This window comes from Curvivirga aplysinae (assembly GCF_009711445.1).
Taxonomy (GTDB): domain Bacteria; phylum Pseudomonadota; class Alphaproteobacteria; order UBA8366; family Aestuariispiraceae; genus Curvivirga; species Curvivirga aplysinae.
This window is the reverse complement of record NZ_SMMC01000128.1, coordinates 1-15392: the sequence shown is the minus strand read 5'-3', so window position 1 is coordinate 15392 and position 15392 is coordinate 1. Positions and strand designations below refer to the sequence as shown.

Below are 15392 nucleotides of genomic sequence, written 5' to 3'. Positions count from 1 at the left end.
GGTCTAGGTATATATGAGTAGCATGAGTAAACAAGTTAAAAAACAACCCGATCTTTTAAGCCGTGTCTATTGGAATGGCGTAATTAAGATGAGTCTATCAAAGTTTTTCATCTTATGCGTATTACAAAACAGGTCCATGCATGGCTATGATATCGCAAGAGAAGTTGAGAAGCGAACAAATGGATGCTGCTCACCAACTGAAGGAGCGATCTATCCAATTTTGAAGGACTTTGAACTTGGTGGATACGCGACATTCGAAAGTGAAATCGTCTCGGGTAGAGAGAGAAAAGTATATAGCGTCACAGATAAAGGACGTGAGGCATTCCAAGTAGCTCTTGCTGCTTGGATGGAAGTTACAGAGTGTCTAGTTGACTGTAAACCTATGACTTTGGATGAAACCGAGTAAAAAATTTTAACTATATACATAGACCTTCTATGTATTCGAAATGGAAGATAAATTCAATGGTAAATGAAAAGAGAAAAAAAGTAGTTGTGATTGGAGCCGGTCCAGTTGGAATTGCGGCAGCAGCTCATTTGAAAACCAGAGGTGTGGAGCCTGTGGTAATTGAAAAAGGTGATGGTGCTGGTCGTGCCATTAAGGAATGGTCTCATGTTAGGCTTTTTACTCCGTGGGAGCTGATGGTCGATCATGTGGTTGTTGAGTTGTTAGAGAAAAATGGTTGGCAGATGCCGGACCTAAAAAGCTTACCGCATGGGAAAGATGTAGTTGAGAAATATTTAGAGCCTGCCGTGACATTGCCTGAGCTAAAAAATCATTTCATCTTTAGTGCTGAGGTGACTGCTGTCTCAAAAGCTGGTTTAAGTAAATCCTCTTCAAAGGACAGAGAAGAAGCACAATTTGTTGTGCATTATAAGTCTACAGATAAAAAACATCACATATTGGAAGTTGACGGTGTAGTTGATGCTTCTGGTACTTGGTCTAATCCAAACCCGATTGGCCTAGATGGCCTTCATGTCCCCGGCGAATTAGATAATTCCGATCATATTAGCTATGGCATTCCTGATACTTTAGGTAAAGAGCGTGAAGTGTATGAAGGGAAGAAGACCCTAGTTATTGGGGGAGGACATTCTGCTATCAATGTGGTTTTGGATCTATTGCGTCTTAAACAAGATAATCCAGATACCAGAGTTATCTGGGGGCTTCGAAATAATAACATAGATAAACTTCTCGGTGGTGGTCTCAACGATGCTTTGCCTGCTCGATTGGAGCTAGGTAATGCGGCAAACAAAGCAATGAATGACGGTTCTTTGGCTTTACTTGCGCCGTTTCAGGTGAAGACATTAGACAAAGTTGGAAACAGAATTATTGTCGATGCACTAAAAGAAGGGGAGGATTTGAATTTTGAAGTGGATCGTATTGTTGTAACCGCTGGCTTCCGACCTGATATGAATATTTTACGTGAACTTCGCCTTGATATTGATGATGTAGTCGAGGCACCACGTTTGTTGGCGCCCCTTATTGATCCGAATGAGCACACTTGTGGCTCTGTGAGAGCTCATGGCGTAAATGAGTTAACACATATTGATAAAGGTTTTTATATCGTTGGAATGAAATCTTATGGGCGGGCGCCAACATTTCTTATGAAAACCGGATATGCACAAGTTGATTCTATTGTAGAAGAAATAACAGGTGTAAAAAGTTCTATTGAGAATGCATGTTCCTCAGGGGGTAGTGTTCAGGAGGCTCTTTCTAGCTGTTGCCCGCCAAGAACCAATGAAATAAGCGATACATGTTTATCAGAGAACGAGACTTGTGGTTCAGAAAACGCAACACCGGAAACAAGTCCTAACTGCTCAAATTCAAAGTCAGCTGAAGCTGTTGCATCCCAATGCTGTGGCGCTAGTGAAACTTTAGATGAAAGAAAATTGGCTAAAGCGGATTCTATTAATCAATCTCATGAAACTCCTAAAGTTTCCTCCTGTTGCTAAAGAAATTCTGAGAATTGAAAGGTATATTATGAGTAATATTATTGATAGCTCACAAAATGAGGGGCGCATATTTGATTTACCTGCTAAGATTTGGAAAAATCAAAAAGTATGGCTCGCTGCAGGTGCAATTATCCTGACACTTGGAATTTTTGATAGCACACAGGCTATTGAAACTTCGAAATTCACTGTTGATGCTGTGATGCATGTTGCGCCTTATCTTTTGATGTCAATTGCGATTGCTGCATGGGCAAGTGCAACTGGTGCAGATAATTTAATTGCTAGCGCATTTAAAGGATCACCTTTTTTGATGATTATCTTAGGCGCAATTGCTGGTGGTCTTTCTCCATTTTGCTCTTGCGGTGTTATCCCTTTAATCGCTGCGTTATTATCCATGGGAGTTCCTCTTTACGCAGTGATGGCTTTTTGGTTAGCTTCACCTATTATGGATCCTTCGATGTTTGTGCTAACCTCCGGAGTTCTAGGTTTCGAGTTTGCGGTTGGGAAAACGATTGCTGCAATTGGCATAGGTACCTTTGGCGGTTTGGTCGTTCAATTGTTAAGTGCCAGTGGCGCATTATCCGATCCGTTGCGTGACGGTGTCGGAAATGGTGGTTGTGGTGGTTCAAAGGTTCGTGCGCCTAAAGAGGTAGTATGGAGCTTCTGGAAAGATTCTGAACGTGTGAAAAAGTTTTCAAAGACTGCGATCTCAACCACAATGTTTTTAGCACAATGGTTAACACTCGCCTTTATCTTAGAGAGCTTGATGCTTGCTTGGATCCCTGCGGAAACAGTAACATCTACATTGGGTGGTGAGGGGCTAATGCCAATTTTGATTGCTACACTTGTGGGGGTTCCTGCTTATCTAAATGGTTATGCAGCATTGCCACTTGTCGGTGGGCTCATCGAGCAAGGGATGGCATCTGGTGCTGGTATGGCCTTTCTTGTGGCGGGAGGGGTCACTTCTATACCTGCAGCTATGGCGGTTTGGGCTTTAGCACGCCCAAAGGTGTTTGCAATATATATCGGGTTGTCCTTATCTGGCGCTTTTATGACTGGACTTCTATTTCAGCTTTGGAAAATGATCTAGGTGACCTGTCAGTTCAAAATTTACAATAAATAGACTAGAACAAAGAACGCGAATCCTCAGAAAATAAGGATTCGCGTTTTATGTGTCATTCCATTCTCATTTTATGAGTCACAGATTTTCGCATTTTATGTGTCGCAATTCTCATTTTATGAGTCACTTCACAACACAAAGAACATTAGATATCTAGGTTGGATACTTTCAATGCGTTATCTTGAATAAACTCACGACGTGGTTCAACCACATCGCCCATAAGGGTGGAGAAGATATCTTCGGCACTTTCCATTTGATCCACTTTTACCTGTAGTAATGTACGTGCATCCGGGTCCAATGTTGTTTCCCAAAGTTGATCAGGGTTCATCTCACCAAGACCCTTATAACGTTGTACGGCAAGACCTTTACGGCCTTGTTCCATGACCACATCAACCAAAGCGATTGGGCCTGAAATTTCAAATTCTTTCTCGCCTACGGCAAGTGTACCCGCTTTAGTGCCATAATTGGATTTAAGGTTCTCGGCTAATTCGTTCAATCTGATGGCTTCTGCGGAACGCATCATAGCGCCATCAATCTCGCAACGCTGAGTTACACCACGAAGGGTACGTTCAAACGCAAGGCCACCGTCATCCATAACTTCACCGCGCCAACCTTTTTCAAGTTGATCCGCCATTGCATCAAGGCGGGAGGCCACTTCATCCGCTAAAGCTTGGGCTGCGGCAGGGTCATCTTGAAGTGTGGTTTTAAGCGCACCTGCAATGGCCGCTTGTTCAACCGCATCTAAAGAGCCCGCTTTACGTCCCAACGGATGGATCAAATTACGTGCTTTCATTGCCTGATGAATCATCTCTTTAAGATCTTGGCCGGAATGCTGAGTGTCATTGCCACTATTCAGAATAGCTTGTGCAACGATATTATTTACCAAGAATTCTTCCATTGCCTCATCATCTTTAAGGTAAGTTATCTCTTTACCACGCTTCGCCTGATATAGAGGCGGTTGCGCAATATAGAGATACCCATTGGCAATGATTTCCGGCATTTGACGGAAGAAGAAGGTCAAAAGAAGCGTGCGAATATGACTACCATCCACATCGGCGTCAGTCATGATAACGATTTTGTGGTAACGCAGTTTTTCCAAATTGAAATCATCACGCCCGATGCCTGTGCCCAAGGCCGTAATCATGGTACCGATTTCTTGAGAGGATAACATCTTATCAAATCGCGCACGTTCGACGTTTAAGATTTTACCTTTCAACGGCAAGATCGCTTGGTTTTGGCGGTTACGACCGGATTTCGCAGACCCCCCCGCGGAATCACCCTCCACCAGGAAGATTTCGGCTTTAGACGCATCGCGTTCCTGACAGTCCGCCAATTTACCAGGGAGGGAGGAGATATCTAGCGCCCCTTTACGTCGAGTCAATTCACGAGCTTTACGAGCTGCCTCTCGTGCCGCAGCAGCTTCCACTACTTTTTGGACTACTTTTCTTGCATCTTGTGGATGTTCTTCAAACCATTCGGCAAGCTTCTCATTCACAATATTTTCGACAACAGGACGCACTTCGGAAGATACCAATTTATCTTTGGTCTGAGAGGAGAATTTCGGATCAGGTACTTTTACTGAAAGCACACAAGTCATCCCTTCACGGGCATCATCGCCAGATAGGTTTACTTTTTCTTTTTTCGCCAAGCCGGAAGAGGCCGCATAAGCATTGATCTGGCGTGTCAAAGCCGCACGGAAACCAGCTAAATGCGTACCACCATCTCGTTGTGGGATATTATTGGTAAAGCATAATGTGTTTTCGTGATAACTGTCATTCCATTCCATGGAAACTTCAACGGTGATACCATCTTTTTCACCCATCATAGAGATAGGTTCATCCTGCATGGATTGCTTGGATTTATCCAGATATTGGACGAAAGCTTGAATGCCACCTTCATATTGCAGATCCGTAACGACTGGTTCTGCATGGCGGGCATCTGTTAGGCGGATATGCACACCACTATTCAAGAACGCCAATTCACGTAGACGATGTTCTAGGGTTGAGAAATTGAACTCAGTCATAGTGAATGTTTCAGAAGAAGGTAAGAAGGTTACTTCAGTTCCTGTTTCATCACCGCATTCGCCAGTTATTGTTAATGGGCCTTGTGCCTCACCATGGCTGAAATCCATCTCATGAACTTGGCCATTACGTTTGATTTTCAATTTCAAAAGAACAGAAAGAGCGTTTACAACGGATACACCCACACCGTGAAGACCACCAGAAACTTTATAGCTGTTTTGGTCAAATTTGCCACCTGCATGAAGCTGGGTCATAATCACTTCGGCAGCAGACACACCTTCTTCAGGATGAATATCGGTTGGAATGCCACGACCGTTATCGGTTACGGTCACAGAGCCATCACCGTTTAAGGTGACTGTTGCGATATCGCAATGACCTGCCAATGCTTCGTCGATTGCGTTATCCACAACCTCATACACCATATGGTGAAGACGTGTGCCGTCATCAGTGTCACCGATATACATGCCAGGGCGTTTACGAACGGCTTCTAGGCCTTTTAGGACTTTAATGGAATCTGCGCCATATTCCGCCCCACCGTTGGCGGCTGTATTTTCCATTGTTTCTTCCATATCGCTCATCTTTTATCTCGCTTCCAACTTATATCGGTTTTCTTATTCTATATCGATTTCGTAATTAATTTCAAACGGTCAATTACGCTATGCAGCCTGCTTTTTAACTTTGCCATTCTCTACATGAAAGAATTGGGCTTTTCCTTTTAATTCATCAAATACATTTGGCTCGGTGCCAGTAAGCCATGTCTGGCTTCCTAAACTTTCAATTGTTTCGAAAAGGGCAGAACGTTTCTTCTGATCCAAATGTGCGGCAACTTCATCCAGCAGCAATAGGGGCGGGACACCGCGTTCCGCTGCTTGCAACTTGGCATGTGCCAGAACAATTGCGATAAGGAGTGCTTTTTGCTCACCAGTTGAACATAAATGGGCGGGCATATTTTTTTCCAAATGCATCACATCAAGATCGGAGCGATGCGGGCCATGTCCGGCGCCCCCATTGTCCGCATCTTGTTGACGTCCGGCACGTAATGCCGCCGCAAATTTATCTTCAACCTCAACCGCGGGAAGACGTGCTAGATCATCTTCGACGGAACCGCTAACAGTAACTTTGGCGCCGGGGAAAGGCCCATCAGAACGAGCACAGGCGATATCCAATCTTTCTGTCATATCCCGACGGGCTGCTGCAACGGCAATACCACGTTCCACCATTTGAGATTCAAGTGCTTTTAGCCAGATGTCATCTTTGACACCTTGTTTTAATAATTTTGCCCGTTCCCGCATTGCTTTTTCATAGGCAGATAAACGTCCGGCATGGGCGGCATCAAAGCCATATATAAGTCGATCCAGAAAACGGCGTCGCGCTCCACTGCTATCAAGAAACAATCGGTCCATTTGAGGAGTTAACCAAACAGCACTGATATATTCGCTCAAGGCACTTTGGCCTTTTGCTGTTGCTCCATTGATACGAACAATGCGGCGTTCCCCTTCTGGGTCGCGACCAGTCCCAAGTTCTACAGGGCCATATTGGGAATCCAGACTGCAAGAAACGGCCCAAGGGCCAAAAGCATTAACTTGATCCAAGTCACGTGTTTTACAGCTTCTCAATCCACGCCCAGGTGTCAGCATAGAAATCGCCTCTAAAATATTGGTCTTTCCGGCACCGTTATGACCTGTGATGACAACAATATTGCTATCTTGTTTCAAGCCTTCAGCTTCCATGCGTAAATGGGTGTAGTTGCGATAACTGAATAATGAAAGTTTACGTATAGCCAATCCGGTCATGTCAGATCCATCTGAAGAAGCAGTTAAATCTTCTCCCTGATTTGCTGGCATGTCTTGGTCGACCATTCTAGCTATGAATTCCATTAAATGTCCTGTAGTTGAGCTCTGATTCAGCTATATGTAAAAGAGCTCAACCTCAAATCTGCGTTGATTATACACGCATCGGCATCAAAACATACAAAGCTGACTTATCTTCGGCATCTTGAACGATGGTTGGGGAAGACGGATCAGCCATGATAAATTGTGCGCTTCCACTTTCAATTTGCTGCGCGATATCCAGCAAGTAACGAGAGTTAAATCCGATCTCGATACGGTCATTCGCATAATCTACGGAAATTTCTTCCACCGCTGTACCACTATCTTGGCTAGACGCAGATAGTGTGACAACGCCACTATCCATTGCCATTTTGACCGCGCGCATTTTTTCTGTCGCAATGGTGGATACTCGATCCACAGCTTCTGCAAAGCTACGTGTATCAAGACTCATAATTTTATCATTCCCTTGTGGAATAACACGTTCATAATCAGGGAAAGTGCCATCAATCAACTTGGATGTAAGTACAGTTGCACCAGCTTCGAACTTGATTTTCGTATCAGACAAGTTAACTGAAATATCACCGTCTGTTTCATCAATCAGTTTGCGAAGTTCTTGTACAGCTTTACGTGGGATAATAACCCCAGGCATGCCTGCCGCACCATCTGGGGCAGGGAACTCAACGCGTGCCAAACGATGACCATCTGTAGCGACGGCGCGTAAAGTATCGCTGCCTTCAGCTACATGCATGTAAATACCGTTGAGATAGTAGCGTGTTTCTTCTGTTGAAATAGCAAAGCGAGTTTTGTCGATCAACAATTTTGCTTCAGAAGATGTTAAGGCAAAACCAGTGGGCATATCACCACCAGTCATTACTGGAAAATCGTCCTGTGGAAGGGTTTGCAATGTAAATTGAGAACGCCCTGCTACCAGTTCTAACTGATCCCCATTTGTTGACAAGTTTACTTGAGCGCCATCCGGAAGTTTTTTAACAATGTCATATAAAGTATGCGCTGGTGCTGTGGTGGAACCGGCTTCATTTACCGTTGCTTCCACTTTATCAACGATTGCTATATCCATGTCGGTCGCAGTTAGGCTTAAACCGCCATCTTGGGCTTGCATCAAAACGTTGGATAAAATTGGAATAGTATTCCGGCGCTCTACCACGCTTTGTACGTGATTTAATGCTTTCAAAAGTGCTGCGCGTTCGATGGTAATTTTCATGCTACTTTAGCCCTGTTCAAACCTAATATAAAATCTCTCTTTTCCCTACGCCCCAAAGCTTGCATTGGCGCCCAGAAAGAGTCTCCAAAATACCTAAAAATGTTTCGAAAAATTATGCAAACAATACCCCCTCGAAACAGGCGTGGAGTATACCATGCCTCATCTCTAAAAGAAGTCTTTTTTACCCAATTTCCTGCACTCTAATGATAATTTTTTGGATCTGCCGGAGGTATGTATTTAAGTGTTTGTAAATAAACAATAATATATCTGATCTCGGAGATGTTATGCTGCCTCTAGATTTTGTCCTGAGAGGCATTTGGCGGATCAATTTATGGTATCAATCTGCTAAAAATTCGAAAAATGAAAAAAGGTGATTCGTCTAGCTGTATAACGATGAAGACGAGTTTAACCTTCCAGCATGCGGCGAAGTAGATCTACATCTTCTGAAAAGCTACTATCAGATTGGCGTAACTCGTCGATCTTACGCACTGCATGCATAACGGTTGTATGGTCTCTTCCGCCAAATTTCCGACCAATCTCCGGTAAAGAACGGGAGGTTAGTTGCTTCGCAAGATACATGGCGACCTGACGTGGGCGCGCAATGGCACGACTACGACGTGCAGAATGCATCTCAGAAAGTTTAATGGAATAATGTTCCGCCACACGCTTTTGAATTTCTTCAATAGTAATTCTACGGTCATTGGCGCGTAGAAGGTCGTGTAGGACTTCTTGTGCAGTTTCCAGGCTTACATCCCGTCCAACAAGGCTTGAATAGGCTACGAGACGATTTAAGGCACCTTCAAGCTCACGAATGTTAGAGGTAATCTTATGCGCCAAGAATTCCAAAACTTTAGCAGGAATGTGAATGCTTAACTGTTCTGCTTTAGACTGTAAAATGCCGAGGCGTAATTCGTAGGTTGTCGAATGGATTTCTGCAACCAAGCCCCAGCCAAGGCGAGATTTCATGCGTTCTTCAATACCGTCTAGCTCCGCAGGACTTTTATCTGCAGAAATAATTACCTGACGATTTTGATCTACAAGAGCATTGAATGTGTGGAAGAACTCTTCCTGAGTGCTATCTTTGCCTGCGATAAATTGAACATCATCAATCATCAGGACGTCAACAGAACGGAATTGTTCTTTGAATGCCATTGTATCTTTGTAGCGCAGTGCACGAATGAATTGATACATAAACTTTTCAGCACTGAGATAAAGAACTTTTTTCTCTGGGCTGGTCTGGCGGATATTCCAAGCTATGGAATGCATCAAGTGTGTTTTACCAAGGCCTACACCACCAAATAAGAAAAGCGGGTTAAATGGTACGGATTCACCTTCGCCAATACGACGGGCGGCCGCAAAGGCCAGTTCATTTGGTTTTCCAACAACAAAGCGATCAAATGTGAAGCGGTCATCTAGTGGCGCTGATAGTTCCATCGCAGATGGTGTGCGTTCCTCATCGATTTTATCAGAAAGTATGGAAGGTTCCACAACAACAGTTTTTTTTGCCTGACGAGAACCAGAATGGGAAATAGAGATATTGGTGACCTGTGCGTTTTCATTTGACCAGAGAGCCAGCAAGCGATCTTTATACTGTGTCTCAATCCAGTTTTTCATGAAACGGGTTGGTACGGTCATCTGGGCAGTATTGCCAGTAAGAGATTCTAGAGTCAGTGGCTTTAGCCAGCTTCGATAAGCAGTTTCACCAAATTCAGCGCGAAGGCGTGCTCGAACACGTGCCCATTGCGCGGTTGTCTTTTGGTCCATGGATTGGGAGTCAGAGCCTGTAGAAGATGTGGCAGCCATTACTCTGTCTGATTCCATGTTATGTTGCATTGTTAACTCTCTTAATTCCGAATTTATTGTTGGACAAATCAAAAGATACCCCTTGATTTATCAGGTCCCCTAAAATTTAGATTATCAATACTTGTAAGACAGGCATTTCTAATCCATTTGAACTCAAGGGAAATTCCCCTTCCTCTCAAGTTCAATTTCATGACTTCAAAACCAACCCTGCCCCCAAAGTTAGTAATATGAAGTTTTGTCTCAATTTTTAAAAAGCCAAATCGACCGAAATAGATCGAAAAGAAGTCAAAAGACTACCCGTCAATACCGAAGTATTGTTTGAGAGCTATTTAAATATTTTAGACTATATGAGCAAGTAAAAGATGCCATCGATGCGGCTTTTACTTAAGTTTTACTTTGCCCAAACAAGAGGTTCAAAGATGACTGTGTTTCAAAAGACGTGAATACTTCAGTGACAACCCTTAAATCTTCCCTGTGAGAAAGACATTACATGGGAGAGCTTTGAGTCGCAAGAAAACAAATTGCCGATTCATATAGAAAAAATCATTGACAAGGCGTTTAAAAAACCGAGTCGCGCAGAAAACCTAGCGACTCGAAAAATGAGAAAAAATGATTTTTTTTTATATCGCTAATTCATGTTCTCAAATGTTCTGCGGTGAGGCAGGAATGCTGCCAATTTCCCCTAATATAAGTATGTAATTATATTATGAAAATTCGTAATTTTAATGCGTGAAATTGAAATTAAATTATCGCAAGATTTTATGTGGATGACGCTAAAAAAGCGAAAGGCCACGAAAGAAACTCTCGTAGCCTGAAACACTTTTTCCATATAATCTGACAAATGTCAGTTTATAAGAATTAAAGAGCCTTTACGCGTGCAGTCAAACGGCTGATCTTGCGAGCAGCTGTATTCTTGTGCAATACGCCTTTTGTCACACCGCGGTGCAATTCTGGCATTGCCGCACGAACAGCAGATTCAGCAGCGGATTTGTCGCCGGAAGCAATTGCTTCTTCTGCGTTGCGTACGAATGTACGAATACGGCTTACACGATCGCGATTGCGTTCTGTGCGAACCTTGATTTGACGAATGCGTTTTTTGGCAGATTTTACGTTAGCCATAATAATTATTCCGTTTTTAGCGTTAAGCTGAAGCAGGCGGGCTTATACGGCCCTTACTGCCTTGCGTCAAGTCCTGTAGCCTCATTTAGTATAAAAAAACTATAATATGAGGTGTTTTTTGCGTTTTTATCACAATTTTCAGATTCAGATTCCCGTATAATAGAGAATCTGAATGTTACGATATTTTGGTTATCTATTCTTAAATTGTGGTTGGCGTTTCGCTGCAAAAGCTTCCATACCTTCTTTACGGTCTTCCAGTGCAAAAGTCGCATGAAATGTACGACGCTCAAATAAGATGCCTTCTTTTAATGTTGTTTCAAAGGCGCGGTTAACAGCCTCTTTGGCTGCCATAGCAACCGGACGAGACATATTAGCTATTTTTTGAGCTGTGGTGATTGCTTCGTCAATTAAGTCGTCTGCTGGAATAATACGGCTTACAAGACCGGATCGTTCAGCTTCATCTGCTTCCATGATGCGGCCAGTTAAGTTCATTTCCATGGCTTTGGATTTACCTACATAGCGCGGTAATCGTTGTGTGCCGCCAGCCCCTGCGATTGTACCAATTGTAATTTCGGGCTGACCAAATTTAGCTGTGTCAGCTGCTAGAATAAAATCACACATCATTGCCATTTCACATCCACCACCTAAAGCATAACCTGCAACAGCAGCGACAACAGGTTTTCTGCATGTTGTCACATGTTCCCAACCCTTTGTGATAAAGTTTTCCATATATACATCAATATATTCTTTATCTTTCATTTCTTTGATGTCGGCGCCAGCTGCAAAGGCTTTTTCGGAACCGGTTAGGACAATGGCACCAATTTCGTCATTTGCTTCCATTTCATCTAGTGCATTGCCGAGGTCTTCGATCAAGCCTGCACATAATGCGTTTAAAGCTTTTGGACGGTTTAAGGTGATTAGACCCACATTGCCGCGTGTCTCCACCAGAATATGTTCATAGGCCATTTCGGGCTCCTTTAATCTCGAAAGATGGTTCGTATTTTATATTTGTTTCGCTAATTTTATTGCACGGATTTAAGCCGAGCTTGCAAATGGATGCAAGTAGGGATTTTAAAATTGTGTCATAAAATCCGGTTTCTTAAATTTTATTGTATTGCTTTTTAGTTGTGGTCTGCATTTATTGGTGACAATTCAAATTGAACGAGCGTTTCGCCATTTTCTGTGCTTAGACTGAGGCTTAATTTTTCCTTCTCTCTCGTGAATTCGGTTGAAGACCGTACTGTCCAGCCGAGTTGTGGCATCGTAGCTTTATAGAAATTCAAGATGTTTTTTTTACTTTCTACGCCACTCGCGGCGATTTGAATGATGCGTCCAGTCGGGGCGTCAAAACTAACTTCACTTCCGGCTATCTCTGAAATTTTTTCATGCAAAGGTACCTCTGGCAGAGCCGATAGAAACCCTTCGGCATGAGATGAAAAATTCAAAAATGCAAAAAATATTCCCCCGATCATGAAGACGAATAATCGTTTTAACTTATGTGTCATGCAAAGCCCCGTTTATTGTGAGTATTATTATCTGTTATCCTATTAGGCATTTTGCCCTATTTCTGATGCTTTGGGCAATAGAAAGTGGATCGGCCAGATTGAGTGACGCGTTGAATGATACCGTCACAGTTTTCTCTGCCGCATTTTTCTCCCTCTTTTCCATACGCATCCCATTGATGTTGAAAATAACCAAGTTCACCATCTGCTTTTCGATAGTCTTTCAGGGATGAGCCTCCAGCCGCAATTGCGTCACTTAAGACGTTTTTAACTACATCTACTAGAACGGCTAATTTCTGTTTGCTGATTTTATGGGCAGCTTTTTTTGGGTTTATTGCTGCGCGCCATAAAGCTTCACATATATATATGTTACCCAATCCTGCTACGACAGCTTGATCTAGCATCACCGACTTAATGGCAGATTTTTTATTACGGATGGCGTTGGCCAGTTGTGCCGTATTGAAGTCGTCAGATAGGGGTTCTGGTCCGATATTTTTTAGAGATGGATGGCTAGATTCATCGATTGTGTTAAGTAAATCCATGTAACCAAAACGCCGTACGTCATTGTAAACTATTCGTCCGCCATCATCTAAGGTAATAATAACATGATCATGTGGTTCTGCCAGTGGCCAGCTATTGTGGCCTGCCTGTCCGGAACTGGCTTTCACATCATCAGCGGCGTTTATCGTAAAGCGCCCGGTCATACCGAGATGTATCATCCAGCTTTCGCCTGAATCCAGTTGAATTAAAATGTATTTTGCTCGTCTTGAAAGAGATAGAATCTCAGCGCCCATGAGGCGTGTTGGAAAATTATCTGGAAAGGGAAAGCGTAAGTTGGCGCGACGTTGTTCAACATGATTGATTTTACGACCAACCATATGTGGTTCCAAGCCGCGCATGACGGTTTCTACTTCTGGCAATTCAGGCATGCTTCTAATTTCCGTGATATTTGTAACGAATGCTTTACCATAGATATGGACTTCGCAAGTTTTGGCAATACAAAACGACATCACCTCCTTGATGCAAAATTTGAAATGCAGGAGTAGCTTCTGCTTTTCTTCAATAATGCTGGTTACGTCTAAGAAAGTTGAAGTGTATTGTTCAGCGTTGTTATAATTAAATTGTCTTTTCTTTTGGCTGGAAAAAACACGTTGAATGGCTTATGGTCTCGACAATCATATTTATAGGTGAGAAAAGCCATGGCGACTGAAACTCATAATCCGCATTACGATTCCACAAGTGATACAGCTTCCTTCGGTTTTACGGATGTAACAGCCGATGAAAAGCCAGAACTGGTGCAAGGTGTTTTTGAATCGGTTGCCAAAAATTATGACATTATGAATGATTTAATGTCAGCGGGTGTGCATCGTCTCTGGAAAAATACTTTGATGGATATGATCAAACCGCGTGCAGATCAGCATCTATTGGATGTGGCTGGTGGTACGGGTGATATTGCTTTTCGATTTATGCAAAATGGTGGCGGTCATGTGACTGTCTGTGACTTAACCGAAGGAATGGTTCGTGTAGGTCGAGATCGTGCGATTGACCAAGCAATATTGGACGGTATTGATTGGACTGTGGGAAATGCAGAAGATCTCCCAATGCCTTCCTCTTCAGTCGATGTTTATACAATTGCATTTGGTCTTAGAAACGTTCCGCGTACTTTGCAAGCATTGAGGGAAGCCTATCGTGTTTTGAAGCCAGGGGGTCGGTTCTTTTGTCTTGAATTTTCCAAGGTAATTATACCGGGTTTCGACAAAATGTATGATGAATATTCATTTAAACTTTTGCCAAAAATTGGTGAGGTCGTAGCAAAAGACAGAGAGTCATATGTCTATCTTGTTGAATCCATTCGTCGTTTTCCTGATCAAGAAACCCTGAAAGGGTTGATGCGTGAAGCAGGATTTGATCAGGTGAAGCATCGTAATTTATCTGGTGGTATTGCCGCAATTCATTCAGGATGGAAGCTGTGACATCATGGTTTAAGGTAGTTCACATAAGAAATTAATATATTGTGGTAGCTACCATCGCGTTTCATGATGCTAATGCTTTTATCAAATTGGTTCATTAGGTCATGCGCATTTTCTTGGTTTTTGTGGATGGCTAAGTAAAAAGGATATAGTGCGATTTCTTCAGCATACATTTCTCTTAAAGCAGTATCTGTCTGAAGACGTTGGTAAATCCATTCAGTAGAAAGAGTGTATGATAGAAATGCATCCACTCGTTGCCCCAATAACAATCGTAAACCAAACTCCTCAGACCGAACAGTTGTATGTGGAATGTTTAGTTTTGTTAAAATCGTCTCTAGGGGCGTGCCCAGAGGCGCAGCTAGGCGTATATCTCTTGCATCTTCCAAATCAAATAGCTCAGGCCCAATATAATTATCTAGGGTAAAGAATGATGCACTCAGATTGCTGAAGGGTTTGCTATATATAAATATTTCTTTGTCTTTTTTAGGCTTAGTTGACCTGAAGCTCCCGGTTACGTTCCCGGATCGTGCCAACCGCTGTGCGCGTTCTGTGGGCAAAAAACGAAATTCAACTTTATGTCCATGTCGATGAAAGGCTTCTGTAACCAATTCAACAATGAAGCCCGGCTTTTCTTCGTTTTGCTTACCTTCAATCGAGAATGGCGGAAAGTTGGTTGTAGTAAAAATAAGGCTTTCTGCAATAGCGGGAGTTGTGAGTTTTGTGAAGGATATGATCAAAAAAGCTAAATATGCCAAGGGGCTAATCAAGTTTAGAATCGCTTTATTCATTAAATCCGCGCTTCTTAATTATAATCATTCCAAAGACCATAGCATAAAACCACAGAATAGTAAGGGGGATG

General features: G+C 42.8%; 13 protein-coding genes. 4 read left to right on the top strand and 9 right to left on the bottom strand.

Annotated features, from left to right (window positions below; genetic code table 11):
• The first annotated feature begins 13 nt into the window (after positions 1–13).
• The 3 genes from E1160_RS04010 to E1160_RS04000 are packed head-to-tail and all read left to right on the top strand — an operon-like array spanning position 14 to position 3037.
• Complete coding sequence (locus E1160_RS04010; RefSeq protein ID WP_155153709.1) at positions 14–406, top strand: PadR family transcriptional regulator; 393 nt, start codon at positions 14–16, stop codon at positions 404–406.
• A gap of 56 nt (positions 407–462) precedes the next feature.
• On the top strand, positions 463–1950 hold the full coding sequence (locus E1160_RS04005; protein WP_155153708.1) for an NAD(P)-binding domain-containing protein: 1488 nt from the start codon (positions 463–465) through the stop codon (positions 1948–1950).
• Positions 1951–1978: 28 nt separating this feature from the next.
• The gene (locus E1160_RS04000) at positions 1979–3037 is read left to right on the top strand and encodes a permease (protein ID WP_155153707.1); all 1059 of its coding nucleotides are present in this window, start codon (positions 1979–1981) and stop codon (positions 3035–3037) included.
• Positions 3038–3212: 175 nt separating this feature from the next.
• Here the strand turns inward: E1160_RS04000 and gyrB are convergent, their stop codons facing one another.
• From gyrB to mutM, 8 genes are all read right to left on the bottom strand, one after another.
• Entirely contained in the window at positions 3213–5666 is a 2454-nt protein-coding gene (gyrB, locus tag E1160_RS03995) for a DNA topoisomerase (ATP-hydrolyzing) subunit B (RefSeq protein WP_235914039.1), read from the bottom strand.
• 78 nt (positions 5667–5744) lie between these two features.
• A complete protein-coding gene (recF, locus tag E1160_RS03990; RefSeq protein WP_235914038.1) occupies positions 5745–6965 on the bottom strand; it encodes a DNA replication/repair protein RecF in 1221 nt (406 codons plus the stop codon).
• 67 nt (positions 6966–7032) lie between these two features.
• The gene (gene dnaN / locus E1160_RS03985) at positions 7033–8139 is read right to left on the bottom strand and encodes a DNA polymerase III subunit beta (protein WP_155153706.1); all 1107 of its coding nucleotides are present in this window, start codon (positions 8137–8139) and stop codon (positions 7033–7035) included.
• A 405-nt stretch (positions 8140–8544) separates the two neighbouring features.
• Entirely contained in the window at positions 8545–9972 is a 1428-nt protein-coding gene (gene dnaA / locus E1160_RS03980; RefSeq protein WP_407923886.1) for a chromosomal replication initiator protein DnaA, read from the bottom strand.
• Between the two features lie 828 nt (positions 9973–10800).
• Positions 10801–11061, bottom strand: a complete 261-nt coding sequence (gene rpsT, locus E1160_RS03975) for a 30S ribosomal protein S20 (protein WP_155153705.1) — start codon at positions 11059–11061, stop codon at positions 10801–10803.
• A gap of 189 nt (positions 11062–11250) precedes the next feature.
• Entirely contained in the window at positions 11251–12027 is a 777-nt protein-coding gene (locus E1160_RS03970; RefSeq protein ID WP_155153704.1) for an enoyl-CoA hydratase, read from the bottom strand.
• 155 nt (positions 12028–12182) lie between these two features.
• Positions 12183–12566: a hypothetical protein gene (locus E1160_RS03965; RefSeq protein ID WP_155153703.1), complete on the bottom strand. Its 384-nt coding sequence runs from the start codon at positions 12564–12566 to the stop codon at positions 12183–12185.
• A 56-nt stretch (positions 12567–12622) separates the two neighbouring features.
• Complete coding sequence (mutM, locus tag E1160_RS03960; RefSeq protein WP_155153710.1) at positions 12623–13492, bottom strand: bifunctional DNA-formamidopyrimidine glycosylase/DNA-(apurinic or apyrimidinic site) lyase; 870 nt, start codon at positions 13490–13492, stop codon at positions 12623–12625.
• A 270-nt stretch (positions 13493–13762) separates the two neighbouring features.
• Between mutM and ubiE the strand changes: the two genes are divergently transcribed.
• Positions 13763–14536: a bifunctional demethylmenaquinone methyltransferase/2-methoxy-6-polyprenyl-1,4-benzoquinol methylase UbiE gene (ubiE, locus tag E1160_RS03955; protein WP_155153702.1), complete on the top strand. Its 774-nt coding sequence runs from the start codon at positions 13763–13765 to the stop codon at positions 14534–14536.
• A 2-nt stretch (positions 14537–14538) separates the two neighbouring features.
• Here the strand turns inward: ubiE and E1160_RS03950 are convergent, their stop codons facing one another.
• Complete coding sequence (locus E1160_RS03950; RefSeq protein WP_155153701.1) at positions 14539–15321, bottom strand: substrate-binding periplasmic protein; 783 nt, start codon at positions 15319–15321, stop codon at positions 14539–14541.
• Positions 15322–15392 lie beyond the last annotated feature (71 nt).

Excerpts from the sequence above, each read along its gene's own strand:
- ubiE (WP_155153702.1), top strand. The coding sequence starts at position 13,763 with ATGGCGACTGAAACTCATAATCCGCATTACGATTCCACAAGTGATACA.
- E1160_RS04010 (WP_155153709.1), top strand. The coding sequence starts at position 14 with ATGAGTAGCATGAGTAAACAAGTTAAAAAACAACCCGATCTTTTAAGC.
- rpsT (WP_155153705.1), bottom strand. The coding sequence starts at position 11,061 with ATGGCTAACGTAAAATCTGCCAAAAAACGCATTCGTCAAATCAAGGTT.
- E1160_RS03965 (WP_155153703.1), bottom strand. The coding sequence starts at position 12,566 with ATGACACATAAGTTAAAACGATTATTCGTCTTCATGATCGGGGGAATA.
- dnaA (WP_407923886.1), bottom strand. The coding sequence starts at position 9,972 with ATGCAACATAACATGGAATCAGACAGAGTAATGGCTGCCACATCTTCT.
- E1160_RS03950 (WP_155153701.1), bottom strand. The coding sequence starts at position 15,321 with ATGAATAAAGCGATTCTAAACTTGATTAGCCCCTTGGCATATTTAGCT.
- E1160_RS04000 (WP_155153707.1), top strand. The coding sequence starts at position 1,979 with ATGAGTAATATTATTGATAGCTCACAAAATGAGGGGCGCATATTTGAT.
- mutM (WP_155153710.1), bottom strand. The coding sequence starts at position 13,492 with ATGCCTGAATTGCCAGAAGTAGAAACCGTCATGCGCGGCTTGGAACCA.
- recF (WP_235914038.1), bottom strand. The coding sequence starts at position 6,965 with ATGGAATTCATAGCTAGAATGGTCGACCAAGACATGCCAGCAAATCAG.
- E1160_RS04005 (WP_155153708.1), top strand. The coding sequence starts at position 463 with ATGGTAAATGAAAAGAGAAAAAAAGTAGTTGTGATTGGAGCCGGTCCA.
- E1160_RS03970 (WP_155153704.1), bottom strand. The coding sequence starts at position 12,027 with ATGGCCTATGAACATATTCTGGTGGAGACACGCGGCAATGTGGGTCTA.
- gyrB (WP_235914039.1), bottom strand. The coding sequence starts at position 5,666 with ATGAGCGATATGGAAGAAACAATGGAAAATACAGCCGCCAACGGTGGG.
- dnaN (WP_155153706.1), bottom strand. The coding sequence starts at position 8,139 with ATGAAAATTACCATCGAACGCGCAGCACTTTTGAAAGCATTAAATCAC.